We start from the raw sequence: 24,501 nt of genomic DNA, 5'->3' as shown, positions 1-24,501 counted from the left end.
CTTTTTCCTGTCTTGCTGTCATTTGCCATTGTAACAATCTGTCTATGAGTGAGTTGATGGCTGACAGGAAATTAAGATAATGACAGCAAATTGCTGTCATTGCGATTTTAGCTTTTGCCGCTCTGAGTCATTTGAAAGGACTGGTATGAATGAAAAGAGGCGCAAGACTTGCCTTGCAGCAAACCTTGCGCCCAATCTGAATTGATGTGAAACGATTTTCTTTCTTGTGAAAGCCAATGCTTATCCACGTTGGAATTTTATGTATTGTCCAATTATTAATTAATGTTCGGGAGGAGGAATTTCCTGCCCCCAATCATTGGGAGGTGTTTTTGCAACTGATGGTGATGCAACAGATTTGTGCATCACCATCAGTTATTAGTTTACTCTGCGGTCCACAGCCGGAAACCTTTATAACGGTTGAGTCCGCCATATACGTGTGCATAGCCCGAATGGCCATTATCGGAGAAACCGAAAAAGAGATAATATGCACCTCTGGTGGCCGCGCCGGGATTCCCATTCATCGGGGTGGGGGTAGATGTCCAATAGGCACCATAATTTTCGATACCGGAAAAAGCCCCGTTATCATACCCTCCCAAAGCCGGAAGATAGAAATATTCATTGATGTGAGATGGACGACCGGTAGGAACCTGGTTGTTAGTATAATAACAGGATTCATCTTTAGTCGTATAATCCGTGCCATTGACAGAACGGTAAGGACTATAATCGTTGATATAAGCCTGTTTCTTAAACCACATTCCGCCAGTATGGATGTATCCCATAGCCGTCCAAAGTTCTTCTTTATCCCAATGAGGATCGCCTTTCATGACATACCAAGAACATTCGTTCGCATTCGGACAGTCTGCGCAACTGCGATAAGCTTTGGCGGGGAATGCCCGTTCGTTGTACCAACGATCGTCATTGACACCGTGTGGGAAACTTGCGTGCTGACCTTTATCGATGGTAGGTTGGTCTTTCTCATGCCCTTTCCAATAGTCTTGGCCCACCTTAGCATCCCACATATAGTATTTGGAACTATAGTCCTGTGGATTCAGATTGGCCGTGATGTCATATATTATACCGGGCTTGCAATCGATGTTAATAGTCTTGGTTACAGTACCTTCAATGGGATGAGTGTCTGAGAGATTTCCAAACGGAACATCCTTTTTGTTGCGGAGCCAATAGCGTATGGTCAAGGCGTGCTGGCCCGGAGCGATGACGATATAAGAACCGTTTACAGAAAGGTCGGCTTTTTCGTTGGTGATGGGGAAACCGTCACTGCCACCCGTAGTAAGTGTGATGGTTTTTGAAGCACTGGACTTGGGGGAAGGGGAAAGTTTCCCGTTAGAGAAATCGTAGGTGCCGGCAATGTCATCTTCGGAAGTGACTTCAATCTTGATCAGCTTGCTGTGTTTGACATAATTGTTTAATGTCCGTGGTTGGAAGCAAAGATAGGAAGCTTGGTGTTTGAGACGGAATTTTAACTGGTTGCCGCTGCCTGAAGCTGTGCCGGTTCCGCAGTCGCCTGATACGCCGGCGTGACTGAAGTCGTTAGGGGTTGACTGCGTTTGATTGGCGGCAATGGTCACTTCAGTGCCTGATGTGCTGTTGGCACCGGTGTAATGTATTTCGCAGCCACTATTGAAGGAACCGGCAATGGAGAACGTGCCGCGCGTGTTGTCTTCATTGAATACGCCTTCTTGGCTCTCTGTCCAACGCCCGTAGTTATCTTTTGCCCAAATCTTGTCACCTGTAGACCAATAGGGGGTTGCCCCATTTCCAATAGAATGGGTAAGGGATGTGCGGGTAGCAGGAGAGTTGGCACGTGTTGGCTGCACACTCTCACCTATGAAAGTCACGTTGTTGGCAGTGGCTTTTCCACTGCCTTGTTTTTCTCCCTGCACAGCGTCGTCACCGGCGCAACCAGCCAGTGCGACAGCTGTGAGCAGAATAGTCGTCTTGAAGAATAACTTACTTGTTTTCATGCCGTTTTATTTTTTTATTTGTATATATTCAATCTTCCCAGGCATTTGTGTGCCGAGGTTTAGTTTTTTCTTCTTCTTCGTCAAAGAAAAAGCCCTGTTTGGCATCGCCGTATGTGCCGCCCTGTCCGATGGGTACGTGATCTCCGCTGGCATCTGTCAACAGACTCTCAACTTCTACATAGATGTTTTCTACCGTGGGGCAGATATATGCCCGCTTCTCTAATTTGGCTTGATTCATTTCTAACATGTTTTAATGAGTAAATTGAATAATTTTTTATATACCTTTGAGTATTCTTATCGAAAAAGACATAAAATGAGGAACAAAGGATACTCTTGTGAGCCTTTTGTTCATAGGAATAGCGATGCGTTGTGCGCGCACGAAAAGATCTTTGGAAAAAGGTAGAGGTGTTAATGGTATGTGTTAGCAAATTATTTGAACTAACCCAATACAAAGCATTGAAAGAAGCGAAGATATTAAAGTTTCTTCGTCTCCCACACGCACCTTCACTTGTCCTGTAAAGATGATGCCAAATATCGCTGTTGTTTGTTAATGTCACGTCGTCTTGTTATAATGCGTCTGCAAAAGTACGTGATTTTTTTGAATTTAGCAAGCAAAAAATGAAAAAGTTGCAGTTTTAAAGATTTAAGCACTCGAAAAGGCGGGTTGTTTTTAAGTGGTGGGATGCTTCCTTGACAAGTCGGACAATTCTTAGGAGAGATGCTTGTGTATCTCAAGAAAAATTGCGAATATTGCAAATCAGTAGCGTAAAGGAGAATTTAGTAAATGGGACTTAGAATACAGAAAAGTTTGATTTATAAGTATGTCTCGTACAGATTTAAAAGGGAGTGTTTAAATGAGCCGACTCTCGACTGTATGAGTCCAAGCGAAAAAGAAGGGCTTTGTGTGGCTGTCGCAAAGAAAACTTCATGGATATTTCTTGTCTTTGGGGCTGTATATTGCTGTGCTGTCTTTTGGTTCACCCATTATCTATGGATGTTTCAAGAACAAAGCACCTTTGCCAAGTGGCTTGTAGATACCTTACAGTCGGCCAATGATATCATTCAAGGTGATTGGGGATATGGAATGATGGGAAAAAGAGACATTGTCTTTCGGGTCTTTTTTACGCTTTTTCCGGTAATTCTCATGATGGTGATCCCTTTGGTTGCATTTATGATGGTAACAGCAAATTTGCTCATACGCCAGATGGTAGATAGAGAAAAAGAATAGTCGATCGCTATATTTACAATTAAGGTGTGTGCCCGAAAAACAATCAATAATCGCTCCGGATAGCGTTAATCTTCCGGTTTATTGCATTTATTACAGCGATTTTTTGTAATTTTGCAGCCCCGATTATGAAGCGTGGGTGATTTTCCCGGTCCTGTTTTTGCAGGCTGCGGAGGTTTCCGTGAAGGCTTTGCGGGTCATTTGAGTGCTTGGTAAACCTCGTTAAAAACAAGAAACATGACAAAAGAAACTAAACAGGTGAGCGTGCTGTTCATGCTTTTCAGCATTCTCTTTTGCGTTTGCCTCATTGCAGCTAACGTGCTCGAAACAAAGCAAATTCAGGTAGGACCTTTCTCCTTTGGTCGTCTGGTGTTCCCCGCCATCTCGCTGACGGGCGGACTCATAGTCTTTCCCGTGAGCTACATTATCAACGACTGTGTGTGCGAAGTGTGGGGCTATGGCAAGGCGCGCCTGTTGATATGGCTCGGTTTTGCGATGAACTTCTTCTTCGTGGCCGTGGGAGCCTTGTGCGACTGGATTCCCGGGGCTGCCTATTGGGACAACGATGCCGGTTTCCATGCCGTCTTCGGATTGGCTCCGCGCATCGCCGCCGCTTCTTTCGTGGCCTTCCTTTGCGGGTCGTTCATGAATGCCTATGTGATGAGCCGCATGAAGATTGCTTCCCAAGGGCGCAATTTCTCTGCCCGCGCCATTCTCAGCACGGTGGCCGGAGAGGGCATCGATTCGGTGATATTCTTCCCGTTGGCACTCGGCGGGGTGGTGCCGGCTGACGAACTGCCTAAGCTCATGCTGTGGCAAGTGGTGCTCAAGACGGTATATGAAATCATCGTATTGCCCGTCACCATCCGGGTGGTGCATGCCGTCAAGGCCCATGAGGGCGAAGATGTCTACGACAACGGTGTCAATTATAATGTGATGAGGATATTCAGTATATGATGAGAAGAGGAGTTAAAGGGAGTTAAGGAGTTAAAGGGAGTTAAGACAAGTGCTTTATTGCTATTTCAAAGATGATTTATAAGCGATGAAACATTTGTCTTAACTCCCTTTAACTCCTTAACTCCCTTTAACTCCTAAAAGAACAGTCCCTAAAAATTACTCCTAAAATAAATAATATGTCCAGAAACGAAGAGGGCTTGCAGGCCTTGGGAAAGAAAACAGAATACCGGAGCGACTATGCTCCTGAAGTGTTGGAAACATTCGTCAACAAACATCCTGGCAATGACTATTGGGTGAGGTTCAACTGTCCGGAGTTCACCTCCTTGTGTCCCATCACGGGCCAACCCGACTTTGCCGAGATACGCATCAGTTACATCCCCGATGTGAAGATGGTGGAGAGCAAGAGTCTCAAACTCTATCTCTTCTCCTTCCGCAACCACGGTGACTTCCACGAAGACTGCGTGAACAAGATCATGAAAGACCTCATCGCCCTTATGGATCCGAAATATATTGAGGTGACAGGCCTGTTCACGCCCCGTGGCGGCATCAGCATCTATCCCTTTGCCAACTACGGCCGTCCGGGCACGCGGTATGAGCAGATGGCCCATGAGCGGTTTTTGCGCCACGACATGTAGGCCGACGATTTTGTCAAACTATATGTCGCTTTTCGGCCTCTGTGCTTGCGATATTCTCGATGGACGTGCAGTTGGTCGTAAATAAGCGAATTTTGGCAATGCCATTAAAGTGCTGGTGGTCAGCAAGTTAAATTTTATTAACACCTTTTTGTGCTCTGAAAAGAACGCAAAAGCGGCCGAACGGGCCTGCAAACGTAACTGTTTTGCAGGCCCGTTCGGCCGCTTTTGGCTTCTCAGTGTGGCTCTTTGACAAGTTCTTCGGGTCCTGATGATGATTTTGCAGGGCTATTTGGAGCTTGCATGAGCGTATTTCCGATTTATTTGGAGCGTTTTCGAGAGGGGTATTTTGTAAATTTTATTCGTTCACTTGGGAGCCTTCCGCAGCTTCCCGATTAGTCCTTCGAGTCTTCCAATGCCTTTTCGGAGAGCTGTTGGGCTATGCGCCGTGCCTTGACATTCACGTCATCAATGCTCTTCTTGCGATAGTAGCTGCGCGAACCGTCACTATCGGAGAGCACAAGCGAGTCTTCCCCCAGATAGTCGATGCTGCACGTGTCGTCCACAAAGTTGGCGATTTGGAAACTGTTGTCACGGGCTTTCACGGGAGTGCCGCCGGTCACGATGACACGCCCGTTGAATATTCTCCACGACACGAAGAAACCCAGTGGCGGATAGACAACCGGACTCTCATTTTCGAGCGAACTCTGTGCGGGGATGTAGCCCACGCTCTGTGCGACACCGCCCCGCTTGAGCCAAAAGCCATATTCGCGCGGAATCATATAGGTGCGCTTGATGGAGTCGGGGAGGGCATTGGATAATTGGGCCTGCATCCGCTTGCTCATGGTCTCGAAAGCCCGCATCCGGGGCATCACCATGTAGCACCAGATGCCTTTCAGTTGGTCGAGGTCTACAGCCATGTCGGCCACTCGTCGGTTGAGCCCGTTGGCGATGATGCCGGCCCAGTCGCCCACTTTCATGTCGCCCACAATTCGTTTGTTGCGCCGTGCCTCCACCACATTGTAGCTCACGGGGTCGCCCCCCGTGAAAGGCAGCAGCACGATGGCCGTGTCGCACGTGCCGTCGCACACCAGCCCGTAGATGGTGCTGTCGCCCTTGGCCGGCTTGGAAAGTGTGATGGGGGCGTGCTCGTCGGTCTTGCCCGTTTGGTTGTCGGACAGGCAGCCGGCGAGGGGCAGCGCAGCCGATAGCAGCCATAGAAATGTCTTTAACTTCATAATCTCGAGAAAGTTTTTTGCACAACTTGCTTGAATTGTGCACAAAGATACGGCAATATTCTTAAAAAAACTATCCAATCATCGGATATTTGGATTTTTTTATCTAATTTTGCACCCCGACAGCGCGATTTTGCGACTGTCGAAACATACATTCATCTGAAATCAGAATAGATTGAAATATGGCAAAGAAAATTCAGTTCAGTCTCGTTTACAGAGACATGTGGCAGAGTTCCGGTAAGTTCCAGCCACGCAAAGACCAGTTGGCCCGCATCGCCCCCGTTATCATCGACATGGGCTGTTTCGCCCGTGTGGAAACCAATGGTGGCGCCTTCGAGCAGGTGAACCTCTTGGCCGGCGAGAACCCCAACGAAGCTGTCCGTGCTTTCTGTAAGCCTTTCAACGAGGTGGGCATCAAGACCCACATGCTCGACCGCGGATTGAACGCCCTCCGCATGTATCCCGTGCCCGACGACGTGCGCGCACTTATGTATAAGGTGAAACATGCCCAGGGCACCGATATCACCCGCATCTTCGACGGACTGAACGATGTGCGCAACATCATTCCCTCCATCAAGTGGGCCAAGGAAGCCGGCATGACCGCCCAGGGCACGCTCTGCATCACCACCTCTCCCGTGCATACGCTCGAATACTATACCGGCATCGCCGATAAGCTCATTGAAGCCGGTGCCGAAGAAATCTGTCTGAAAGACATGGCCGGCATCGGTCAGCCTGCCCTGCTCGGCAAGCTCACCAAGGCTATCAAGGACAAGCATCCCGAAATCATCATCGAATATCACGGGCATTCGGGCCCCGGCCTGTCGATGGCCTCTATCCTCGAAGTGTGCAACAACGGGGCCGACATCATCGATACGGCCATCGAACCGCTCTCGTGGGGGAAGGTGCATCCGGACATCATCTCCGTGTTGAGCATGTTGAGGAACGAAGGTTTCGATGTGCCCGAAATCAACATGAACGCTTATATGAAGGCCCGTGCCCTCACGCAGGAATTCATTGACGAGTGGCTGGGCTATTTCATCAATCCCGCCAACAAGATCATGTCTTCCCTGTTGCTCGGCTGCGGACTGCCTGGCGGCATGATGGGCTCCATGATGGCCGACCTCGGCGGCATTCGCCAGACCATCAACAACCTGCGCAAGAAGAAGGGCGAAGAGGAGTTGTCTATGGATGATATGCTCGTGAAGCTCTTCGGCGAGGTGGAATATGTGTGGCCGCGTGTGGGCTATCCCCCATTGGTGACCCCGTTCTCGCAATACACCAAGAACATCGCCCTCATGAATCTGCTCACGCTCGAACAGGGCAAGGGCCGTTTTGTGATGATGGACGACTCCATGTGGGGCATGATTCTCGGCAAGAGCGGCAAGATTCCCGGCACCGTCGACCCCGAACTCGTGGAGCTGGCCAAGCAGCAGGGACGCGAATTTACGGATGCCGATCCTCACACGCTGTTGCCCAACGCGCTTGACGACTTCAAGAAGGAGATGGACGAAAACGGTTGGGACTACGGACAGGATGACGAAGAACTCTTCGAACTGGCCATGCACCCCGAGCAGTATCGCAATTTCCGCAGCGGACAGGCCAAGAAAAACTTCCTTGCCGACTTGCAGGCAGCTAAGGATGCCAAGCTCGGTGCCAAGGTGAGTCCCGAAGAGGCCGCAGCCTTTAAGCACGCCAAAGCCGATGCTATTGTGGCTCCGGTGAAAGGACAGGTGTTCTGGGAGTTTCAGGGCGAGGGCGAAGCTGCTCCGGCAGTGGGGCCTTACATCGGTAAGGAATATAAGGAAGGCGACGCTTTCTGCTACATCCTCACGCCATGGGGCGAATTTGAGACTGTTCCGGCAGCCCTGGGCGGCAAATTGGTGGAAATCAATGCCAAGCAGGGTGCGAAGATTGGCAAGGGCGATGTGATAGCCTATATCCAGCGCCCCGAGGCCTAACGCTGCGTCTCTAACTTCTTTCACCCTCCGAGGGTGGGAGAGTCGACCGACTGATTATGGATTATCAAAGTATCATTGATAAATACTATCCCGATGATAACGCACTGCGTTACATCCTCATGACCCACAGCACGCTCGTCAAGGAGCGTGCTGTGCGCATTTGTGATGCCCGGCCGCAACTGGCCATTGACCGCCGGTTTGTGGAAGAAGCTGCCATGCTCCACGATATAGGTATCTTCCGCTGCCATGCGCCGGGCATTCATTGTTTTGGCACGGAGTCCTATCTGCTTCACGGGCGCATCGGTGCTGAGATATTGCGTGGGGAAGGCTATCCCCGTCATGCCCGCGTTTGCGAGCGGCACACCGGGGCCGGACTCACCGTAAAGGATATCATTGAACAGCAACTGCCGCTGCCCCATCAGGATTTCCTGCCCGAGACCATCGAAGAAAAGTTGATTTGCTATGCCGACAAATTCTATAGCAAGACCCATCCGGAGCGCGAGAAGACCTACGAGCAGGCCGAGCAGAGTTTGGCTAAGTTTGGCAGCGAGGGGGTGGAGCGTTTCCGCAAGTGGAAAACCTTGTTTGAATAGGGGAGTGGTGTGTTCCCGGAGGCGGTTGTAAAGGCAGATGGCAAAAGGTCGTGCGAAAAAGTTAAATAATCTGTGAGTGCTCTCCCTTTTCGCATTTTTTACTTACCTTTGTACACCAAATGAGAAGACAAGCTGTCATAGTGCTGTTGATGTCGGTCGTCATATTGATGATGGCAGGCACGCATACACCCCTTTTCAAAGGCAAAAAGAAGGCGGTAAAGGCCGATTCTACGGCGGTCGACAGTGTGCAGAGGCGCGACTCTCTTGGAAATGTGGTTGTAGACACGACGCAGATGGATTCCCTTGAGCGGGCCATCTACCGTCACAACAAGGTGGTGGACGATTCTATCAGGCTCGATTCGCTCAACCGCAAGCGGTCGGGGGGCATCGAAGCTCCCATAGAATATACGGCCAATGACTCGCTGGTTTATGATGCCCGCATGCAGACGGCACACCTTTTCGGGTCGTCGAATGTGAAATATCAGAATATGGATCTGGCCAGTGACAAGATCTATATGAGTCTTGACAGCAGTCTTGTCCACGCCACAGGAACCCGCGATTCTTCTGTCAAGGATGGGGTGAAGAACAAGCCGGTGTTCACCATGGGACAAGACAAGTATGAAACCGACACGATAGCTTTCAACTTCAAGACCAAGAAAGCCTATATAGACAACGTATATACGGAGCAGGAAGACGGATTTCTGCGCGGAGAGCGTTCCAAGCGCGATTCCACGGGAGTTATCTACCTTGAGCACGGTCGCTATACCACTTGCGACGAGGAGCATCCCGACTTCTATATTGCGCTGTCGCGTGCTCGTGTGCGGCCGGGCAAGGATGTGGTGTTCGGGCCGGCCTACCTCGTGGTGGCTGATGTGCCGTTGCCGCTGACCATCCCATACGGCTTTTTTCCGTTTACCAAGCGTTACTCGTCGGGATTCATCATGCCGAGCTACGGTGACGAGCAGGCCCGTGGATTCTATCTGAAAGATATCGGTTATTATTTCGCTCTCAGTGACAAGTGGGACTTGAAACTGCTGGGAGAAATCTATACCCGGGGCTCATGGGGATTTTCTGCTGCCAGCAACTACCGCAAGCGCTACCGCTATAATGGCAGCTTCCTCTTTAGCTATCAAGACACCAAAACCGGCGACAAAGGCTTGCCCGACTATGCCCGGCAGGAAAGTTTCAAGATTCAGTGGAGCCACCGGCAAGACTCCAAGGCCAATCCCTACAGTTCGTTGGCGGCCAGTGTCAATTTCGCCACATCAAGCTACGAGCGCAACAACCTCAATTCACTCTACAATCCGCAGACACTCACGCAGAGCACACGCACATCTTCTGTCAGCTGGAGCACCACGTTCTCAAGCATAGGTCTCACACTCAGTGCCACGGCCAACCTTTCGCAGAACATGCGCGACTCTACCTTGGCGGTGACGTTGCCCGACCTCAATATAGCCGTCAGCCGTTTCTATCCTTTCAAGCGCAAGCACGCGGTGGGTAATGAGCGTTGGTATGAGAAAATATCCATGAGTTATACGGGGCAGATCGGTAACTCCATCAATACGAAGGAAGACAAGTTTTTTAAGTCAAACCTGATCAAAGAGTGGCGCAATGGTTGGAATCATGAGATTCCTATCAGCGGCAATTTCACGTTGTTTAACTATCTGAATGTCAGTCCGTCATTCCGATTCACCGACCGTATGCAGTCTGCCAAGGTCGAGCGTTCGTGGGACACGGCCAAGCAGGTGGAGGTGGCCGATACCACCTACGGCTTCCACAATATCTATAACTGGAATTTCAGCATGGGCATGTCCACGAAGCTCTATGGCTTTTGGACGCCAAGCCGCAAGATATTCGGCGACAAGATACAGGCCATCCGCCATGTCCTCACGCCGCAGGTGACCTTCAGCTATGCGCCTGATTTCGGGGCTTCGCGCTACGGCTATTGGAAGACTTACCAGAAGACCGATGCCGACGGCAATGTGTCGCTTGTGGAATATTCTCCTTATAGCACCGGTATGTTCAGTGTGCCGGGTAGGGGGAAGACGGGAAGCATCAGTTTCAGCCTTGGCAACAATCTGGAGATGAAGGTGAAGTCGGACAAGGATTCCACCGGTGTCAAGCGCATTAGTCTGATAGACGACTTGGCTATCAACATGTCTTATAACATGGCAGCGAAAACCAGACCATGGAGCGATCTGGGTATGAATATCCGCTTGAAGTGGTGGAAGAACTATACGTTCAATATGAATGCCGTGTTTGCCACTTATGCTTACGAACTGGACGATCAAGGAAGACCATACGTAGGGACGCACACCGAGTGGGGCAAAGGACGCTTCGGGCGCTTCCAAGGTATGTCGCAGAACATCTCTTATACGCTTACTCCTGAGAAGTTAAGCAAGCTCTTTGGTGGTGGCGGCAGCCGGGAGGACGACAAGCGACGTGCCGATAATGGCGATGATGAGGGTGTTGATACTGATATAGAAAGTAATGTTGATGAGGTGATGGAGCGTGGAAAGCACAATGCACGGAAAGAAAAGAGCAAGGCAAGCACTGACGAAGACGGTTATATGGCCTTTTCCATGCCTTGGTCGCTGACATTCGGCTATGGTGTGACCATGCGTGAAAGCAATGACATCAATAAGTTTAACTACAAAAAGATGCGCTATCCCTATAAGTTCTCCCAGACACTCAATGTCAGTGGCAATATTCGCATAAGCGACGGATGGAACATCAGTTTTTCTTCGGGATATGATTTCGAGAGTCATGAAATCAGTATGACCACTGCTTCGCTGCAACGAGATCTCCATTGCTTCAACATGAGTTGTGAGGTGGTGCTTGCCCCATATACCAGCTATAACTTCACTTTCCGTTGCAATGCAGCCACACTGACCGATGCATTGAAATACGACAAGCGTAGCGGCTACTCCAACGCCGTGCAGTGGTATTGACAGACAAGTAAAGCGGAAAACATAAGACGACCGCGGGAGGATGGCCAAGCCGGCCATCCTCCCGCGGTCGTCTTATGTTAAAGTGTGTAAGGGGAGTTACTCTTGGGGGGAATCCGGACAGCTTCGTCTTTCTGTATGGCCGTCTTTTGTAATTTGTTTGTGGTGATGCACTTGTCTCTTCTTTGTGGAGCCATCCCCGGCAGTCGGGCGGTCAGAGCCCTAAAAGTGCATTCACTTTCTCTTCTTCTCCCACAATCCAGATGATGTCACCTTTCTCAAACCGACGTGCAGGGTCAATCATGGTAAGGTTTTCCTGTCCTTCTTCCACTCCGACCACCATGCAATCGTAGCGGTCGCGTATGCCACTCTCTTCAAGTGTTTTGCCCACAAACTCGCTGTTGCCACTGATGATGAATTGCCGGAGTTTCATTTCCCGTTTCTCTATCTCGTTGTCTTCCGGTATCAGTTCGTCTTTGATGGCATCGGCAAACTTGTTGAGCTGGTCGTCGTTACCGATGACCTGCAGCCGGTCACCGGGAAAGAGAATCGTTTCACCGGTGGGGATGTTCAGGCGTTGTGAACCGCGCAGAATGCTGCTCAGGTGCACTCCGAAGCGGTTGCGCAGTTGGAGGTCGAGGAGTGTGCGCCCGGCCCAGGTGGAGTCTTCGGGCACCACGAAGTCGCTGATGTGGATATCCCGGTCGAGCAGGTGTCCCTCGTAGAGCGGACGCTTATGGCCTCGCACCTGCGCATCGATGTCGCGTGAACGCAGATTGAGGATAAAAAGTCGTTCGAGGCGTATGCTGCGGTGTTTGGTCCACCGTGAGAATATCATCAGCAGTACGGTGATAGCTCCGATTGAGACCATAATCGCCGTCTGAAAGCGGGTCAGATAGTTGCAGATGTAGAAAACAAAGGCAATGGCTATGACGAAACGCACGAGGATGGTAAAAAGCAGTGGCAGACGGTTGCGGTTGCTTTCCACCCATAGCTGCCTGAATTCCTTGCTGTGGTTTTTCTTCATTACCATAGCCCTGAGGAAGGGGGCTATGATGATGACAGTCAGAATGCCCGTAATGGCATTGGCGTACCAGTGGAGTTCCCACCCCGGCAACAATTTGCGGATAAACGGAAGGACAATGGAGAACATCACGGCAATAGAGGCAGCTGAAAGTATCGAGTAGATAAAAGTATTGACAGCCATAGCCGAGAGCAGTCTGTGCCATTTACTCTGTTGCGTTGTGTTCGGATGGTTCATGGCCAGATGGTTGAGTGAATTTACCAAGCGGTTGGGCAGATGATGCTCCAAGACATTGTAGGCAGGAGTAGCCAACCGAATCATGTAGGGCGTGAGGAAAGTGGTGATGACCGAAACGGCCACAACCACCGGATAGAGGAAATTGCTGATGACACCTAAAGACAGTCCCAAGGAGGCTATGATAAATGAAAATTCACCTATCTGTGCCATGGAGAAACCGCATTTCATGGCCGATTTCAGTGATTCGCCGGCAAGGAAGAAATCCAACGAACCGAAAACGGCTTGCCCGATGAGGATGGTGAGCACGAGTCCGAGGATGGGGAGGGCGTATTCTACGATGATGTGCGGATCGACCAACATACCCACTGATACGAAGAAGATGGCCCCGAAAAGATTTTTTACCGGTTCCACCAGTTTGATGATTTTGTCGGCCTCGATGGTCTCCGCCAAGATGCTGCCCATGACAAAAGCACCGAAAGCACTGCTGAACCCTACTTTCGTGGAGAACACCGCCATGGCGCAGCAGAGTCCGAGAGACACGATGAGGAGCGTTTCGGCATTGATGAGCCGGCGCACGGAGCGCAGAAATAGCGGTATGGCAAAGATACCCACCACAAACCACAACACGAGAAAGAAAACGATCTTCATCACCGAACCGAGCATTTCTCCGCCATCAGGATTGCCACCGCCGGCCAATGCCGAGAGCATCACCATCAGCACGATGGCCAGAATGTCTTCCAGTATGAGTACGCTCATCACGGTGCCCGTGAATTGCTGTTGCCTGAGTCCCATGTCGTCGAACGCTTTATAGATAATGGTGGTGGAGCTCATGGCCAGCATTCCGGCCAGAAAGATGCAGTCCATCTTGCTCCATCCGAAGGCATGGCCCACGAGAACTCCCAGTGTCATCATGCAGAAGACGATGGCCACCGTGGCGATGATGGGCGAAGCCCCCATCTTCAATATCTTCTTGAACGAGAAATCCAAGCCGAGGGAGAAGAGCGTGAAGATGACACCGATGTCGGCCCAGGTCTGAATGTCGGTCTTGTCCAGCACCGAAACCGTGTAGGGCATGTGGGGCGACACTAAAAAACCAGCCACTATGTATCCGAGTACAAGTGGCTGTTTCAGTTTTTTGAACACAAGCGTCACGACTCCGGCCACCATCAGGATGAGGGCCAAATCGTTGACAAGAGTAGGTATTTCCATTATTTCAATCTTCGTAACTTCCGGTTATCTCACATATCTTGACGATGGTCTGCATAGTCTTTTCCATCACTTGGATGCTTACAAACTCGTGGGGGCCGTGGAAATTGACACCTCCGGCAAAGATGTTGGGACAGGGTAGACCCTTGAAAGAAAGCTGCGCACCGTCCGTTCCGCCACGAATCGGCTTCACATGGGGTGGTACACCGCATTCCTGCATGGCCTTCAGCACAATGTCGATGACGTGCATGTTGGGGTCTATCTTTTCTTTCATGTTGTAGTATTGGTCTTTCACTTCAGCCACAACTGTTCCTTCCCCATACTTCTCATTCATCTTTTTCGCACAGTCTTTGATGAAATCCTTGCGGTCTTCGAAATGTTCGCGGTCGTGGTCACGGATGATATACGACAGCGTGGCCTCCTCGCAGCGGCTCTTGATGCCCAATAGATGATAGAAACCTTCGTAGCCCTCGGTCTCTTCGGGGGTCTCTTCGACCGGAATCATATTTTGGAACTCTACCGCCAAGCGGCTCGCATTCACCATTTTGCCTTTGGCATAACCCGTATGCACGCTTACTCCCTTGATATGGATTTTGGCCCCGGCAGCATTAAAGTTCTCATACTCCAGTTCGCCCAAGTCCCCTCCGTCAATGGTGTAGGCCCATTGGCAGCCGAACTTCTCTACATCGAAATGGTGTGCGCCCCTGCCTATCTCCTCATCGGGGTTAAAGCCTACGCGTATGTCTCCGTGCTTGATTTCGTTGTGATTGCGCAGATAGCACATCGCTTGCACGATTTCTGCGATGCCCGCCTTGTCGTCAGCCCCGAGCAGCGTGGTGCCGTCGGTGACGATAAGGTCTTCCTCGATGTGTTCTTTCAGTTCGGGAAACTTTTCAGTAGACGATATGATACCGGGTGACAGTTCGATGTCGTTGCCGTCATAGTTGCGTATGATGCGGGCTTTGATGTCCTTGCCGCTGCAATCAGGGCTGGTGTCGTAGTGGGAGATGAAGCCGATGGTGGGCGTTTCTTTCCTGGTGTTGGCCTTGAGAGTGGCATAGATGTAACCCATTTCGTCCATTTCCACATCACTGAGTCCCTCGTCTTCGAGCTGCTGCTTCAAAAACTTGGCAAACTCCAACTGCTTCGCCGTACTGGGAACACTCTCCGAGTCTTCGCTCGATTGGGTGTCAAACCGTGTATAACCGATAAATCTTTCTGTAAGATCCATATTTTATGCTATGAGGATGTTATAGTAAATGAAAACAAAAGAAATCATTCCCGTCCTTATGCAAAAGAACGGAGATTTCTTTTGATTGTACAGTTACTTTTCTGCTTTTTACCATTATATACTATCAAGATGTCGCAAATATACAAAAAATGCTTGATATTAAAGACGGTTTATCACATTTTTCCATATTAAAAAAGATAAAAACAAATGGCAAAAAACAAGTGGAAATCCTATATATAGACAAAGGATTTCCACTTTGGTGATTCCGCTGGGATTCAAACCCAGGACCTTCAGAACCGGAATCTGACGCTCTATTCAGCTAAGCTACGGAACCGTTCTTAAAACTGAACGCAAAGGTAATGAATTTATTTTTAACGTGCAAATATTATACAATATTTAATAATCCATGTGTGATGCAAATGGTAACGAAAAACAGAAGAATGCTTTCGTTTTGCAAAATAAATCAATTGCTATGCTTGCCGTTTACTGATAAATGTTTACCTTTGCAGCATAAAAATGACATTAAATGTAAAAGATATGAGTAAATTGATTAAGCCCGAAGGTTATCATGCCCTGCTCGACATGCGCCGCACGGAGCAGGGCATTAAGCTGATTAAGGATTTCTTTCAGCAGAACCTTTCCACCGAATTGCGGTTGCGCCGTGTGACGGCCCCTCTCTTTGTGTTGAAGGGGCTGGGCATCAATGATGACCTGAACGGCGTGGAGCGTCCCGTGACTTTTCCCATCAAAGATTTGGGAGATGCTGAGGCCGAAGTGGTGCATTCGCTTGCCAAGTGGAAGCGGCTGACACTTGCCGAATATAACGTGGAGCCCGGCTATGGGGTCTACACCGACATGAATGCTATTCGGGCCGATGAGGAGCTCGACAATCTACACTCTTTATATGTAGACCAGTGGGACTGGGAGGCTGTCATCACGGCCGGGCAACGCAATGTGGCTTTCTTGGAAGATGTCGTAAACCGCATCTATTCCGCCATTTTGCGCACGGAGTATCTCACTTGCGAAACTTATCCTGAAATCAAGCCTTTTTTGCCCGAAAAGATAACGTTCGTTCATAGTGAAGACTTGTTGCTGATGTATCCCGACAAGACTCCCAAAGAGCGTGAAGATGCCATTTGCGAGAAATACGGGGCCGTGTTTGTTGAGGGTATAGGAGGTAAGTTGAGCAACGGTGAGAAGCATGATGGGCGTGCCCCCGACTACGATGATTGGTCTACTGTGGCTGAAAATGGGAAAGAGGGTCTCAACGGCGATATTCTCATCTGGTATCCGGTGCTTGGACGCAGCTTCGAATTGAGTTCGATGGGCATCCGTGTGGATAAGGAGAGTTTGTTGCGTCAACTCAAGATTGCCGGCAAAGAAGACCGCGCCGAACTTTATTTCCATCGTCGATTGTTGGGCGACCAACTGCCTTTGAGCATCGGTGGCGGTATCGGGCAGAGCCGCCTGTGCATGGTGTTGCTCCATAAAGGGCACATCGGTGAAATCCAGGCCAGCATCTGGCCCGATGATATGCGGGCCGAATGTGAAGCAGCCGGTATGCCACTCATCTGATTGGTCGGTTTTTTCAGGATTGGTGCAAGGCCTTTGCACCAACCGTTCAGCACCCTTGCGCGAGGCGTGCGACATCCCGGCACAGACGGTGCAGCGATTCTGCACCGTTTCCGACCGACTGAAAAGGTGTTTTCCTTTTGTCTGAAACAGATTCTCCTTTCTATGAAAAAACAATGGCGGCAAACGTTGCTGCCATTGTTTTTTTTAGTACATTTGCACTAAGAATAAAGCAAAGCGACTATGAATATATGTATCTTTTGTGGAGCGCGCCCCAACTTCATCAAGGTGGCTCCGGTGATTAGAGCTATCGAGGCTGCCCGCCGTGAGGGACGGGAGGTGGATTTTCAGCTTGTGTATGCAGGCATTGCCGGTGATGCCATGCTGGAGGCAAGCCTCTTCGATGACCTCTGCATCCTCCGGCCGGATGAATGTCTGGGCGTTGACTGTGAAAACCTCAACGAACTCACCGGTCGGGTGATGTCGGCTTTTGAGTGCTATTTGCAAAGACAGCCCACCGATGTGGTCATTGTCGTGGACGATCTTGCCAGCACCATGGCTGCCGCCATCGTCACCAAGAAGCAAGGCATTATGCTGGCGCACATTGCGGCTGGCACCCGCAGTTTCGACATCACGATGCCCAAGGAGATCAACCGGTTGGTCATCGATGGCTTGTCAGACATTCTTTTTACGGCCGGCATATCCAATAACAGCATAGCCAACAAGGAGGGGGCCGAGCTCTCGAAAGTCTATATGGTGGGCAACATTCTGATGGACAATCTGCGTTTCAACCGCGCCCGCATCGAGTCGGCGGAACTGCCCGGCGAGGTGATGCAGGTCATCCGTCCCGCAGGGGCTTCCGGTGAACGCCCCTATGTCGTCTTCACGCTCAACCGCAAGGCTCTCTTGGCCGATCGTGAGAATCTGCTTCTCATGCTTTCGGGTATGCTTTCGGCTGCTGGTGACATGACATTTATCGCCCCGTTGCGCCGGCCCGCAGCCGACCTCATCAAGAGTCTGGAGGCGGAAGGCGAACTCTCATTGGCCAATTTCCACATCGTTGAGCCCATGGGCTATCTGGCTTTTGGCCGTCTCACGGCCCATGCCCGTGGTGTGGTGACAGACTCCGGCAATGTGGCTGAAGAGGCGACTTTCAACCAAGTGCCTTGCATCACGCTCAACAGTTATACGGAGCACATTGAGACCGTCAAGCAAGGCACCAATGTGCTTGTGGGTGAAGATGCCGACCGGCTCCGTGAAGCCATCGCCACCCTTGTGCGCGGAGAGTGGAAGGCGGCCGGTATTCCCGACCGTTGGGACGGTCGGTCGGCCGAGCGCATCGTACAGATATTGTTAGAACAGGGGCAAAGAGCCCGATAGACGGCGAAGGTTTTATCTGTCAACACTGATGCACAAGCATGACAACTATACGTTTCTGACCTCAGCCCCCGTCTCCCGTGTGGTGGTGGCGATGGCCGTACCCACGATTATCTCAATGCTCGTGACGAGTCTCTACAACATGGCCGATACCTTTTTTGTGGGGCAAATCGACACGCAGTCTACGGCTGCCGTGGGCATTGTCTTTTCGGTGATGTTTTTCATTCAGGCCTTCGGTTTCTTCTTCGGGCACGGGTCGGGTTCTTATATCGCCCGCGAACTTGGTGCCCGTCGCCACGACAATGCCGCCCGCATGGCCTCCACGGGTTTCTTTCTTTCTTTCGGTTTTGGCTGTTTGATTATGTTGGTGGGCGAACTGCTGCTCACACCGCTTTCGGTCGAACTGGGCAGTACACCTACCATCCTTCCCTACACGGAGCGTTATCTCGGCATCGTGCTGCTCGGTGCGCCGTTTTTCACATCCTCGCTCACGCTCAACAACCAGATGCGCCTGCAAGGAAACGCCTCATACGCCATGTATGGCATTGTGACCGGGGCCGTGATCAACGTGGCGCTCGACCCATTATTCATCTTCCTGTTCGACATGGGAGTGGCAGGTGCCGCACTGGCCACAGTGGTCGGACAGGTCGTTTCGTTTGCCATCCTCCTGCGCATGGTGCGACGTGAAGGCAATATAGCTGTGCATGCGCGGCTCTTTGCCCCCTCGTGGAGCCTGTTCAAAGAGATATTCTACGGCGGCAGTCCGTCGCTTTCGCGGCAAGGCTTGGCCTGTATAGCCACGATAGCGCTCAATGTCTCTGTCAAGGTTTATGGCGATGCAGCCATTGCGGGCATGTCCATCGTCAATCGCATAGCCATGTTTGTCATGGCTGCCGTGGTGGGTCTCGGCCAAGGTTTTCAGCCCCTTTGCGGCTTCTGCTACGGTGCCCGTCTCTATGGGCGGGTCAGGCAGGCCTTTTGGTTTACCACCGGTGTGGGCACGGTCTTCCTTTCGCTTTGTTCGGTGGTCGGCTTCTGCTTCAGCGACGGCATCATCGAACTTTTCCGCAACGACCCTCATGTGATAGCTGTGGGCAGTGTGGCCTTGGTGTGGCAGCTTGTCACCTTTCCGCTCAATGCCTTTGTCATGACGAGCAACATGCTCACCCAAGTGTGCCGCAAACCGTGGCGGGCCAACATTCTTGCTGCCGCCCGCCAGGGTCTTTTCTTTGTGCCGCTTGTCATCGTTCTTCCCCGATATTTCGGCATTCTTGGTGTTGAGGCCTGTCAGGCGGCCAGTGATGCCTGCGCTTTTGCGCTCACCGTGCCGGTGATGCTTTACACCTTTCGCGAAATGAGGAGAGAGGAAATCGCATGGGGAACCGAAGCCCATTGATGCCGGATCAATTTAAGTTCCAACTTTTGTAAGAATTGTTTTTTCATAGTTTATGAGCTCCACTGTCTATGTCGAGAATATGGTGTGCGACCGTTGCAAGATGGCTGTCACCCACTTGATGAGATTTAGGCTCATGTTGTGGGTGACAAAATAGGGCAGATGTCTGTTGTGAGCAGTGTCTTCTTTGGTCGTCCGTGTTTAGAGGTCCGATAGAGCCGTGAAGGTGTCTATGATGTGCTCGGCACCGGCCTTTTCCAATTCCTCGCGTGAGCCGTTGCCATAGCTCACGCCACAGGTGTGCGTGCCGGCATTGTGGCCCATGAGTATGTCAAACTTGGTGTCGCCTACGACCAAGGCGTCATTGGGAGCGATGCCGAAATGCCGCAGCGTTACTTCCACGGGTTCGGCCTCGGGTTTGGGGCGGTGTACATCGTCGGCCCCGATGAGGTAGGAGATGAAAGGCGAAAGCCCCAGATCGTTGACGTATGCTGCCAGTGAGGCATGGCTGCGGCTGCTGGCAAAGGAGAGATGTATGTGCCGGTTGTGGAGCCGTTGCAGGGTGTCGGCCACACCGGGAAAGAGCGTGACGGCTCCCGGACGGTTGTTCTGCTTGAAAAACTCACGGTAGGTGGCGGCACATTTTTCGCCCATCTCCTCTGTCATGGGAATCATCTCGGTGAAGCAGCGGGCCAAAGGCAAGCCTATCATCCGGGCGCATTGTTCTCTTGTACGTGTTTCGAGGCCGAGCGCATCGATGGTCTGGAGCATGGTGTCGGTGATGAGTCGGCGGCTGTCTCCCACCGTTCCGTCGAAGTCAAGGATAAGAAGTTTAAACTTGTTGGTCATCAGGCGATGTCTTCTTTTACGTGCCGGCGAATCTTGGCAAGGTAGGCTTTCATGCCCGGAGCGTCTTTCTTGTCGATTATCGTGAGCAGCTCCTTGAGTTCGGTGCGTATCTGTGATACTTGGTCGTGAGTGTAGGGGTTGAACAGAATCTCCTGCAAGAGATAGTCGTCTTCGTTGAGCACGCCTTTGGCTATGCGCATGTGTCGTTTGAATGTGGTGCCCGGAGCGTCTTGGTGCTTCATCACGGCGGCGAACACAAAGGTAGACACGAAGGGAATGCTCAGCGAGTAGGCTACTGTCTCGTCATGTTCCTTGAAGGTATATTCGTAGATGTTGAGTCCGATCCGTTGGTAGAGGTCCTTGAAGAAGATGCGCCCCATGTAGTCACCCTCGCTGATGATGATGGCGTTTTCTTCGCTCAGTTGGTTGAGGTTGGCAAACGTCGGTCCGAACATCGGGTGAGTGCTCACGTAGGGGCGGCCGCTTTGTTCGTAAAATTCCTTCAATCCGGTCTTCACGGAGGCTATGTCGCTGATGATGCAATCTTCCGGCAGATAGGGTATCACCTCCTTGAAAGCCGGAATGGTGTATTTCACCGTGACAGCGTTGATGACCAATTCTGGACGGAACTCCCGCACCTCGTTGAGCTGTTGGAAGCGATAGCAGTTGTAGGTGAAACGCATGCGCTTCGCATCTTTTTCATAGACGGCCACCTCGTGGTCGAAACTGAGCAGGTCGATGAAAAACGAGCCCATCTTCCCTGCTCCCATGATTAGTATTTTCATAAGCCTTAATGTCTTGCAGGGCTGCGTTGGGCATAAGCCGTGGTCGGGCTCTGCAATCCTTTTAACAAATTATCTGTTGACGATTTCCAACTGTTGGCGGACACTCTCTTCGTGGATATGCTCAAACACTTGGGCGGCGAATTCGGGTGACATACCGCACAAACTGGCCTGCGCACCGCGTTTTTCGAGAATCTCACTATAGCGGTTGGCCTGTAGCACAGTCATGTTGTGCTCTTTCTTGTAGGTGCCTATTTCACGGCAAACACGCATTCGTTTGGCCAACAAATCCATGAGCTGGTTATCGAGTTCGTCTATCTGGGCCCGTAGTTGGCGTATGCCCTCAGTGGTGGTGTGCTCGTCACGCACCACGAGCAGCGAGAGAATGTAGTCTAATATGTCCGGTGTCACCTGCTGTTTGGCATCGCTCCAAGCCTCGTCGGGGGAGCAGTGGCTCTCCACAATGAGTCCATCGAAGCCGAGATCCATCGCTTGTTGGCAGAGTGGGGCAATGAGGTCGCGTCGCCCGCCGATATGGCTCGGGTCGCAGATGATGGGCAGGTCGGTGATGCGGCGGCGCAGTTCGATGGGTATTTGCCACATAGGCAGGTTACGGTATATCTTCTTATCATAGCTTGAGAAGCCGCGGTGTATGGCTCCAAGACGCTTGATGCCTGCTTGGTTGAGTCGTTGCAAGGCTCCGATCCACAGTTCGAGATCGGGGTTGACGGGGTTTTTCACCAGCATGGGAACGTCTACTCCCTGCAACGAGTCGGCCAAAGCCTGCATGGCAAAGGGATTGGCAGAAGTGCGGGCTCCCACCCACAGCACATCTATGCCGTATTTCAAGGCCAGTTCCACATGCTCGGGCGTAGCCACTTCGGTGGCGGTGAGCATACCGGTCTCCTCCTTCACTCGTTTCATCCACGGCAAGGCAGTCTCGCCATTGCCCTCGAAACCACCGGGTTTGGTGCGGGGTTTCCATACGCCGGCACGGAAAATGTGACAGCCTTTGGCGGCCAGTTCCTTGGCGGTTTTTAACACTTGCTCTTCGGTCTCGGCCGAACAAGGCCCTGCGATGACGCACGATGGTCGCTTGTTGTCACTCGGCAAGTTCAATGGTTCTAATTCCAGTTCCATAATCGTTGTATTTTTGTTTCTTGGTTTACGATGGTTTTATGCTTTGTCCAAGTCGTTGCCCGCAGCGAATAGCTTTACACGCTCCAGTGCTTCACGCATCTTGTCGTCTTTGGCGCAAAGCGAAATGCGGATGTAGCGGCTGCCGTTGGAGCCGAAGATGAAGCCGGGCGTGATAAATACGCGGGCCTCGTGGAGCACGCGTTCGGTGAGTTCTTCCACATCGTGGTATCGGTTGGGAATCTTTCCCCAAAGGAACATGCCCACCTGCGTAGGGTCGAATGTGCAGTGTAGTGCCGTCATGATCTGTTCGGCGAGATTTCTGCGCCGCCGGTAGTTAGTGATGTTGTTTTCGCGGTGCCATGCTTCGCCGTTGGTGTTGAAGGCTTCGGCGGCAGCCAACTGTATGCCACGGAACGAACCGTTGTCTATGTTGCTCTTCACTTTGAGTATCCATGAGATGAATGTCGGGTTGGAGACAGCCATTGCCACGCGCCACCCCGGCATGTTGTGCGACTTTGACATGGAGTTGAATTCGATGCACACATCTTTGGCCCCGGGTACTTGTAGAATGCTCATCGGCTGCTCGTTGAGGATGAGCGAGTAGGGGTTGTCGTTGACCACCACGATGTCGTGACGGCGGGCAAAATCCACCAGTCGTTCGTAGGTCTCCATACGGGCATTGCCGCCGGTGGGCATGTTGGGATAGTTGGTCCACAGCAGTTTCACGCGGCTCAAGTCCAAGCGTTCCAGTTCGTCGAAGTCGGGCTGCCATCCGTTGTCTTCTCGCAGATTATAATAGGTGATTTTGGTGCCCAACAGTTTGTTGACAGCCGTGTAGGTGGGGTAGCCCGGATTGGGGATGAGCACTTCATCGCCGGGATTGCAGAATGCCAGTGTCACGTGGAGTATTCCTTCCTTTGAACCGATGAGGGGTTGCACTTCCGTCGCCCAGTCCACATCGACACCGTACACTCGCCCATAAAAGTCGGCCATAGCCTTGCGCAGCTCGGGTATGCCCACTGTGGGCTGATACCCGTGGGCTTTGATGTCGCGGGCCACCTCGCATAGCTTGTCTATCGTTTGTTGCGAAGGGGGCATGTCGGGGCTGCCTATGGCCAGACTGATAATGTCCCGTCCCTCGGCGTTGAGCTTGCCCACTTCCTTCAGTTTGCGGCTGAAGTAGTATTCCTGTATTTCGTTTACTCTATTTGCTGGCTTCATATTCTCCCAAGATTTTGATGTTTTTGACAAGCGGTGTGATGGCGTCTATCGACTGGCGGTAGCGGGTGAGGTTGTCGTAAGTGACATCCACGTAGAAGAGATATTCCCATTCACGCCCGATGATGGGCAGCGATTGAATCTTCGTCAGGTTGATGTCGTAGAAGCTCATGATGGTGAGCACCTTGCTCAAGCTGCCTTCCTCATGAGGCAAACTGAACACAATACTCGATTTGTTGCTGTGTTCGAGCGGCCTGAGAAAGTCGGCTTTGCGTGTATCCGACACCACGAGAAAGCGTGTGAAGTTGTGCTTGTTGTCGTGAATATCTTCCTGAAGCACCTTCATGCCGTAAGTCTGAGCCGCATGGGAGGAGCAGATGGCTGCCCATCCGTGCATTTTGTGTCTGGCGATATATTCGGCCGCCCCGGCAGTGTCTTCCGCCTCTACGGCTTTCAGGTCGGGATGCTCGCCCAAGAAACGGCGGCACTGTGCCAAGGCCACAGGGTGGGAGTGTATCTCTTGCAGCGTGTCCCAGTCGTCATCGGGCAGGCAGCACACCGAGTGTTTGATGTGTAGCTTGTGCTCGCCCACCACCGTGGCATTGCTCTCTCGCAGCAGTTCGTAGTTGTGGAGCAGCGAACCGGCGATGGTATTCTCGATGGCCACCAGTCCGATCACCGTAGGGTCGAGCCGGATGTTCTCAAACACCTCTTCAAAGGTGGCGCAGCAGATGAGTTGTATCTGTTCGCCGGCGAAGTGTTCGTGCGCGGCAATGTCGTGAAACGACCCCGGTTCTCCTTGTATAGCTATTCTTTTCATATTTCTGCCATTACGAAAAACGGTCCTGCTCCATACAGAGCGGGACCGTTTCGTTATTTCTTATACACTTGCCATAAGTTGAAATCTATACGCAACTTCCCGCTTCACAATTTCTTGCAAAG

The 24,501-nt window shown here is 51.3% G+C and carries 19 protein-coding genes and 1 tRNA gene; 9 read left to right on the top strand and 11 right to left on the bottom strand.

The window, feature by feature from the left end:
• Nucleotides 1–380: 380 nt before the first annotated feature.
• Nucleotides 381–1,982 carry a hypothetical protein gene (locus HMPREF6485_RS09875; protein ID WP_004346269.1) on the bottom strand — a complete coding sequence of 534 codons (1,602 nt, stop codon included), beginning with the start codon at nt 1,980–1,982 and terminating at the stop codon, nt 381–383.
• 28 nt (nt 1,983–2,010) lie between these two features.
• A complete protein-coding gene (locus tag HMPREF6485_RS09870) occupies nt 2,011–2,229 on the bottom strand; it encodes a hypothetical protein (RefSeq protein WP_004346268.1) in 219 nt (72 codons plus the stop codon).
• 627 nt (nt 2,230–2,856) lie between these two features.
• Between HMPREF6485_RS09870 and HMPREF6485_RS09865 the strand changes: the two genes are divergently transcribed.
• From HMPREF6485_RS09865 to queF, 3 genes are all read left to right on the top strand, one after another.
• Nucleotides 2,857–3,210: a hypothetical protein gene (locus HMPREF6485_RS09865; protein ID WP_155814405.1), complete on the top strand. Its 354-nt coding sequence runs from the start codon at nt 2,857–2,859 to the stop codon at nt 3,208–3,210.
• A 234-nt stretch (nt 3,211–3,444) separates the two neighbouring features.
• A complete protein-coding gene (locus HMPREF6485_RS09860) occupies nt 3,445–4,164 on the top strand; it encodes a queuosine precursor transporter (protein WP_004343195.1) in 720 nt (239 codons plus the stop codon).
• A 176-nt stretch (nt 4,165–4,340) separates the two neighbouring features.
• On the top strand, nt 4,341–4,799 hold the full coding sequence (queF, locus tag HMPREF6485_RS09855) for a preQ(1) synthase (RefSeq protein ID WP_004346266.1): 459 nt from the start codon (nt 4,341–4,343) through the stop codon (nt 4,797–4,799).
• Between the two features lie 392 nt (nt 4,800–5,191).
• On the opposite strand, the gene HMPREF6485_RS09850 is transcribed toward queF, so the two are convergent.
• Nucleotides 5,192–6,034 (bottom strand): lipocalin-like domain-containing protein, encoded by an 843-nt coding sequence (locus HMPREF6485_RS09850; RefSeq protein WP_004346264.1) that lies wholly within the window; start codon nt 6,032–6,034, stop codon nt 5,192–5,194.
• A 179-nt stretch (nt 6,035–6,213) separates the two neighbouring features.
• On the opposite strand from HMPREF6485_RS09850, the gene HMPREF6485_RS09845 reads away from it, so the two are divergent.
• From HMPREF6485_RS09845 to HMPREF6485_RS09835, 3 genes are all read left to right on the top strand, one after another.
• Nucleotides 6,214–7,989, top strand: a complete 1,776-nt coding sequence (locus HMPREF6485_RS09845; RefSeq protein WP_004346263.1) for an oxaloacetate decarboxylase — start codon at nt 6,214–6,216, stop codon at nt 7,987–7,989.
• Nucleotides 7,990–8,045: 56 nt separating this feature from the next.
• Complete coding sequence (locus HMPREF6485_RS09840) at nt 8,046–8,582, top strand: HDIG domain-containing metalloprotein (RefSeq protein ID WP_004346262.1); 537 nt, start codon at nt 8,046–8,048, stop codon at nt 8,580–8,582.
• Between the two features lie 119 nt (nt 8,583–8,701).
• Nucleotides 8,702–11,533: a putative LPS assembly protein LptD gene (locus HMPREF6485_RS09835; protein WP_004346261.1), complete on the top strand. Its 2,832-nt coding sequence runs from the start codon at nt 8,702–8,704 to the stop codon at nt 11,531–11,533.
• Between the two features lie 211 nt (nt 11,534–11,744).
• Here the strand turns inward: HMPREF6485_RS09835 and HMPREF6485_RS09830 are convergent, their stop codons facing one another.
• The 3 genes from HMPREF6485_RS09830 to HMPREF6485_RS09820 all read right to left on the bottom strand — a co-directional run bounded on the left by HMPREF6485_RS09830 (nt 11,745) and on the right by HMPREF6485_RS09820 (nt 15,562).
• On the bottom strand, nt 11,745–14,003 hold the full coding sequence (locus HMPREF6485_RS09830; RefSeq protein ID WP_036927591.1) for a cation:proton antiporter: 2,259 nt from the start codon (nt 14,001–14,003) through the stop codon (nt 11,745–11,747).
• Between the two features lies 1 nt (nt 14,004).
• The gene (gene pepT, locus HMPREF6485_RS09825) at nt 14,005–15,228 is read right to left on the bottom strand and encodes a peptidase T (RefSeq protein WP_004346259.1); all 1,224 of its coding nucleotides are present in this window, start codon (nt 15,226–15,228) and stop codon (nt 14,005–14,007) included.
• A gap of 257 nt (nt 15,229–15,485) precedes the next feature.
• Nucleotides 15,486–15,562 (bottom strand) — tRNA-Arg (locus HMPREF6485_RS09820).
• A gap of 203 nt (nt 15,563–15,765) precedes the next feature.
• Between HMPREF6485_RS09820 and asnA the strand changes: the two genes are divergently transcribed.
• From asnA to HMPREF6485_RS09805, 3 genes are all read left to right on the top strand, one after another.
• Nucleotides 15,766–16,803, top strand: a complete 1,038-nt coding sequence (asnA, locus tag HMPREF6485_RS09815) for an aspartate--ammonia ligase (RefSeq protein ID WP_044126036.1) — start codon at nt 15,766–15,768, stop codon at nt 16,801–16,803.
• 240 nt (nt 16,804–17,043) lie between these two features.
• The gene (locus HMPREF6485_RS09810) at nt 17,044–18,180 is read left to right on the top strand and encodes a UDP-N-acetyl glucosamine 2-epimerase (protein ID WP_004346257.1); all 1,137 of its coding nucleotides are present in this window, start codon (nt 17,044–17,046) and stop codon (nt 18,178–18,180) included.
• 28 nt (nt 18,181–18,208) lie between these two features.
• Nucleotides 18,209–19,573: an MATE family efflux transporter gene (locus HMPREF6485_RS09805; RefSeq protein WP_004343183.1), complete on the top strand. Its 1,365-nt coding sequence runs from the start codon at nt 18,209–18,211 to the stop codon at nt 19,571–19,573.
• A gap of 198 nt (nt 19,574–19,771) precedes the next feature.
• Here HMPREF6485_RS09805 and HMPREF6485_RS09800 read toward each other — a convergent pair whose 3' ends face one another.
• The 5 genes from HMPREF6485_RS09800 to HMPREF6485_RS09780 form a co-directional block, all read right to left on the bottom strand.
• Nucleotides 19,772–20,419: an HAD family hydrolase gene (locus HMPREF6485_RS09800; RefSeq protein WP_004346256.1), complete on the bottom strand. Its 648-nt coding sequence runs from the start codon at nt 20,417–20,419 to the stop codon at nt 19,772–19,774.
• Nucleotides 20,419–21,204: a prephenate dehydrogenase gene (locus tag HMPREF6485_RS09795; RefSeq protein WP_004346255.1), complete on the bottom strand. Its 786-nt coding sequence runs from the start codon at nt 21,202–21,204 to the stop codon at nt 20,419–20,421. The genes HMPREF6485_RS09800 and HMPREF6485_RS09795 overlap by 1 nt, the downstream gene beginning before the upstream one ends.
• A 69-nt stretch (nt 21,205–21,273) precedes the next feature.
• Nucleotides 21,274–22,341 (bottom strand): bifunctional 3-deoxy-7-phosphoheptulonate synthase/chorismate mutase type II, encoded by a 1,068-nt coding sequence (locus HMPREF6485_RS09790; protein ID WP_004346254.1) that lies wholly within the window; start codon nt 22,339–22,341, stop codon nt 21,274–21,276.
• 36 nt (nt 22,342–22,377) lie between these two features.
• Nucleotides 22,378–23,562 carry a pyridoxal phosphate-dependent aminotransferase gene (locus HMPREF6485_RS09785; protein WP_004346253.1) on the bottom strand — a complete coding sequence of 395 codons (1,185 nt, stop codon included), beginning with the start codon at nt 23,560–23,562 and terminating at the stop codon, nt 22,378–22,380.
• A complete protein-coding gene (locus HMPREF6485_RS09780) occupies nt 23,546–24,379 on the bottom strand; it encodes a prephenate dehydratase (RefSeq protein ID WP_004346252.1) in 834 nt (277 codons plus the stop codon). Before HMPREF6485_RS09780 ends, HMPREF6485_RS09785 begins: the two co-directional genes overlap by 17 nt.
• Between the last annotated feature and the right edge of the window lie 122 nt (nt 24,380–24,501).

This window comes from Segatella buccae ATCC 33574, assembly GCF_000184945.1.
GTDB lineage: Bacteria > Bacteroidota > Bacteroidia > Bacteroidales > Bacteroidaceae > Prevotella > Prevotella buccae.
This window is presented reverse-complemented; position numbering and strand designations above follow the sequence as displayed.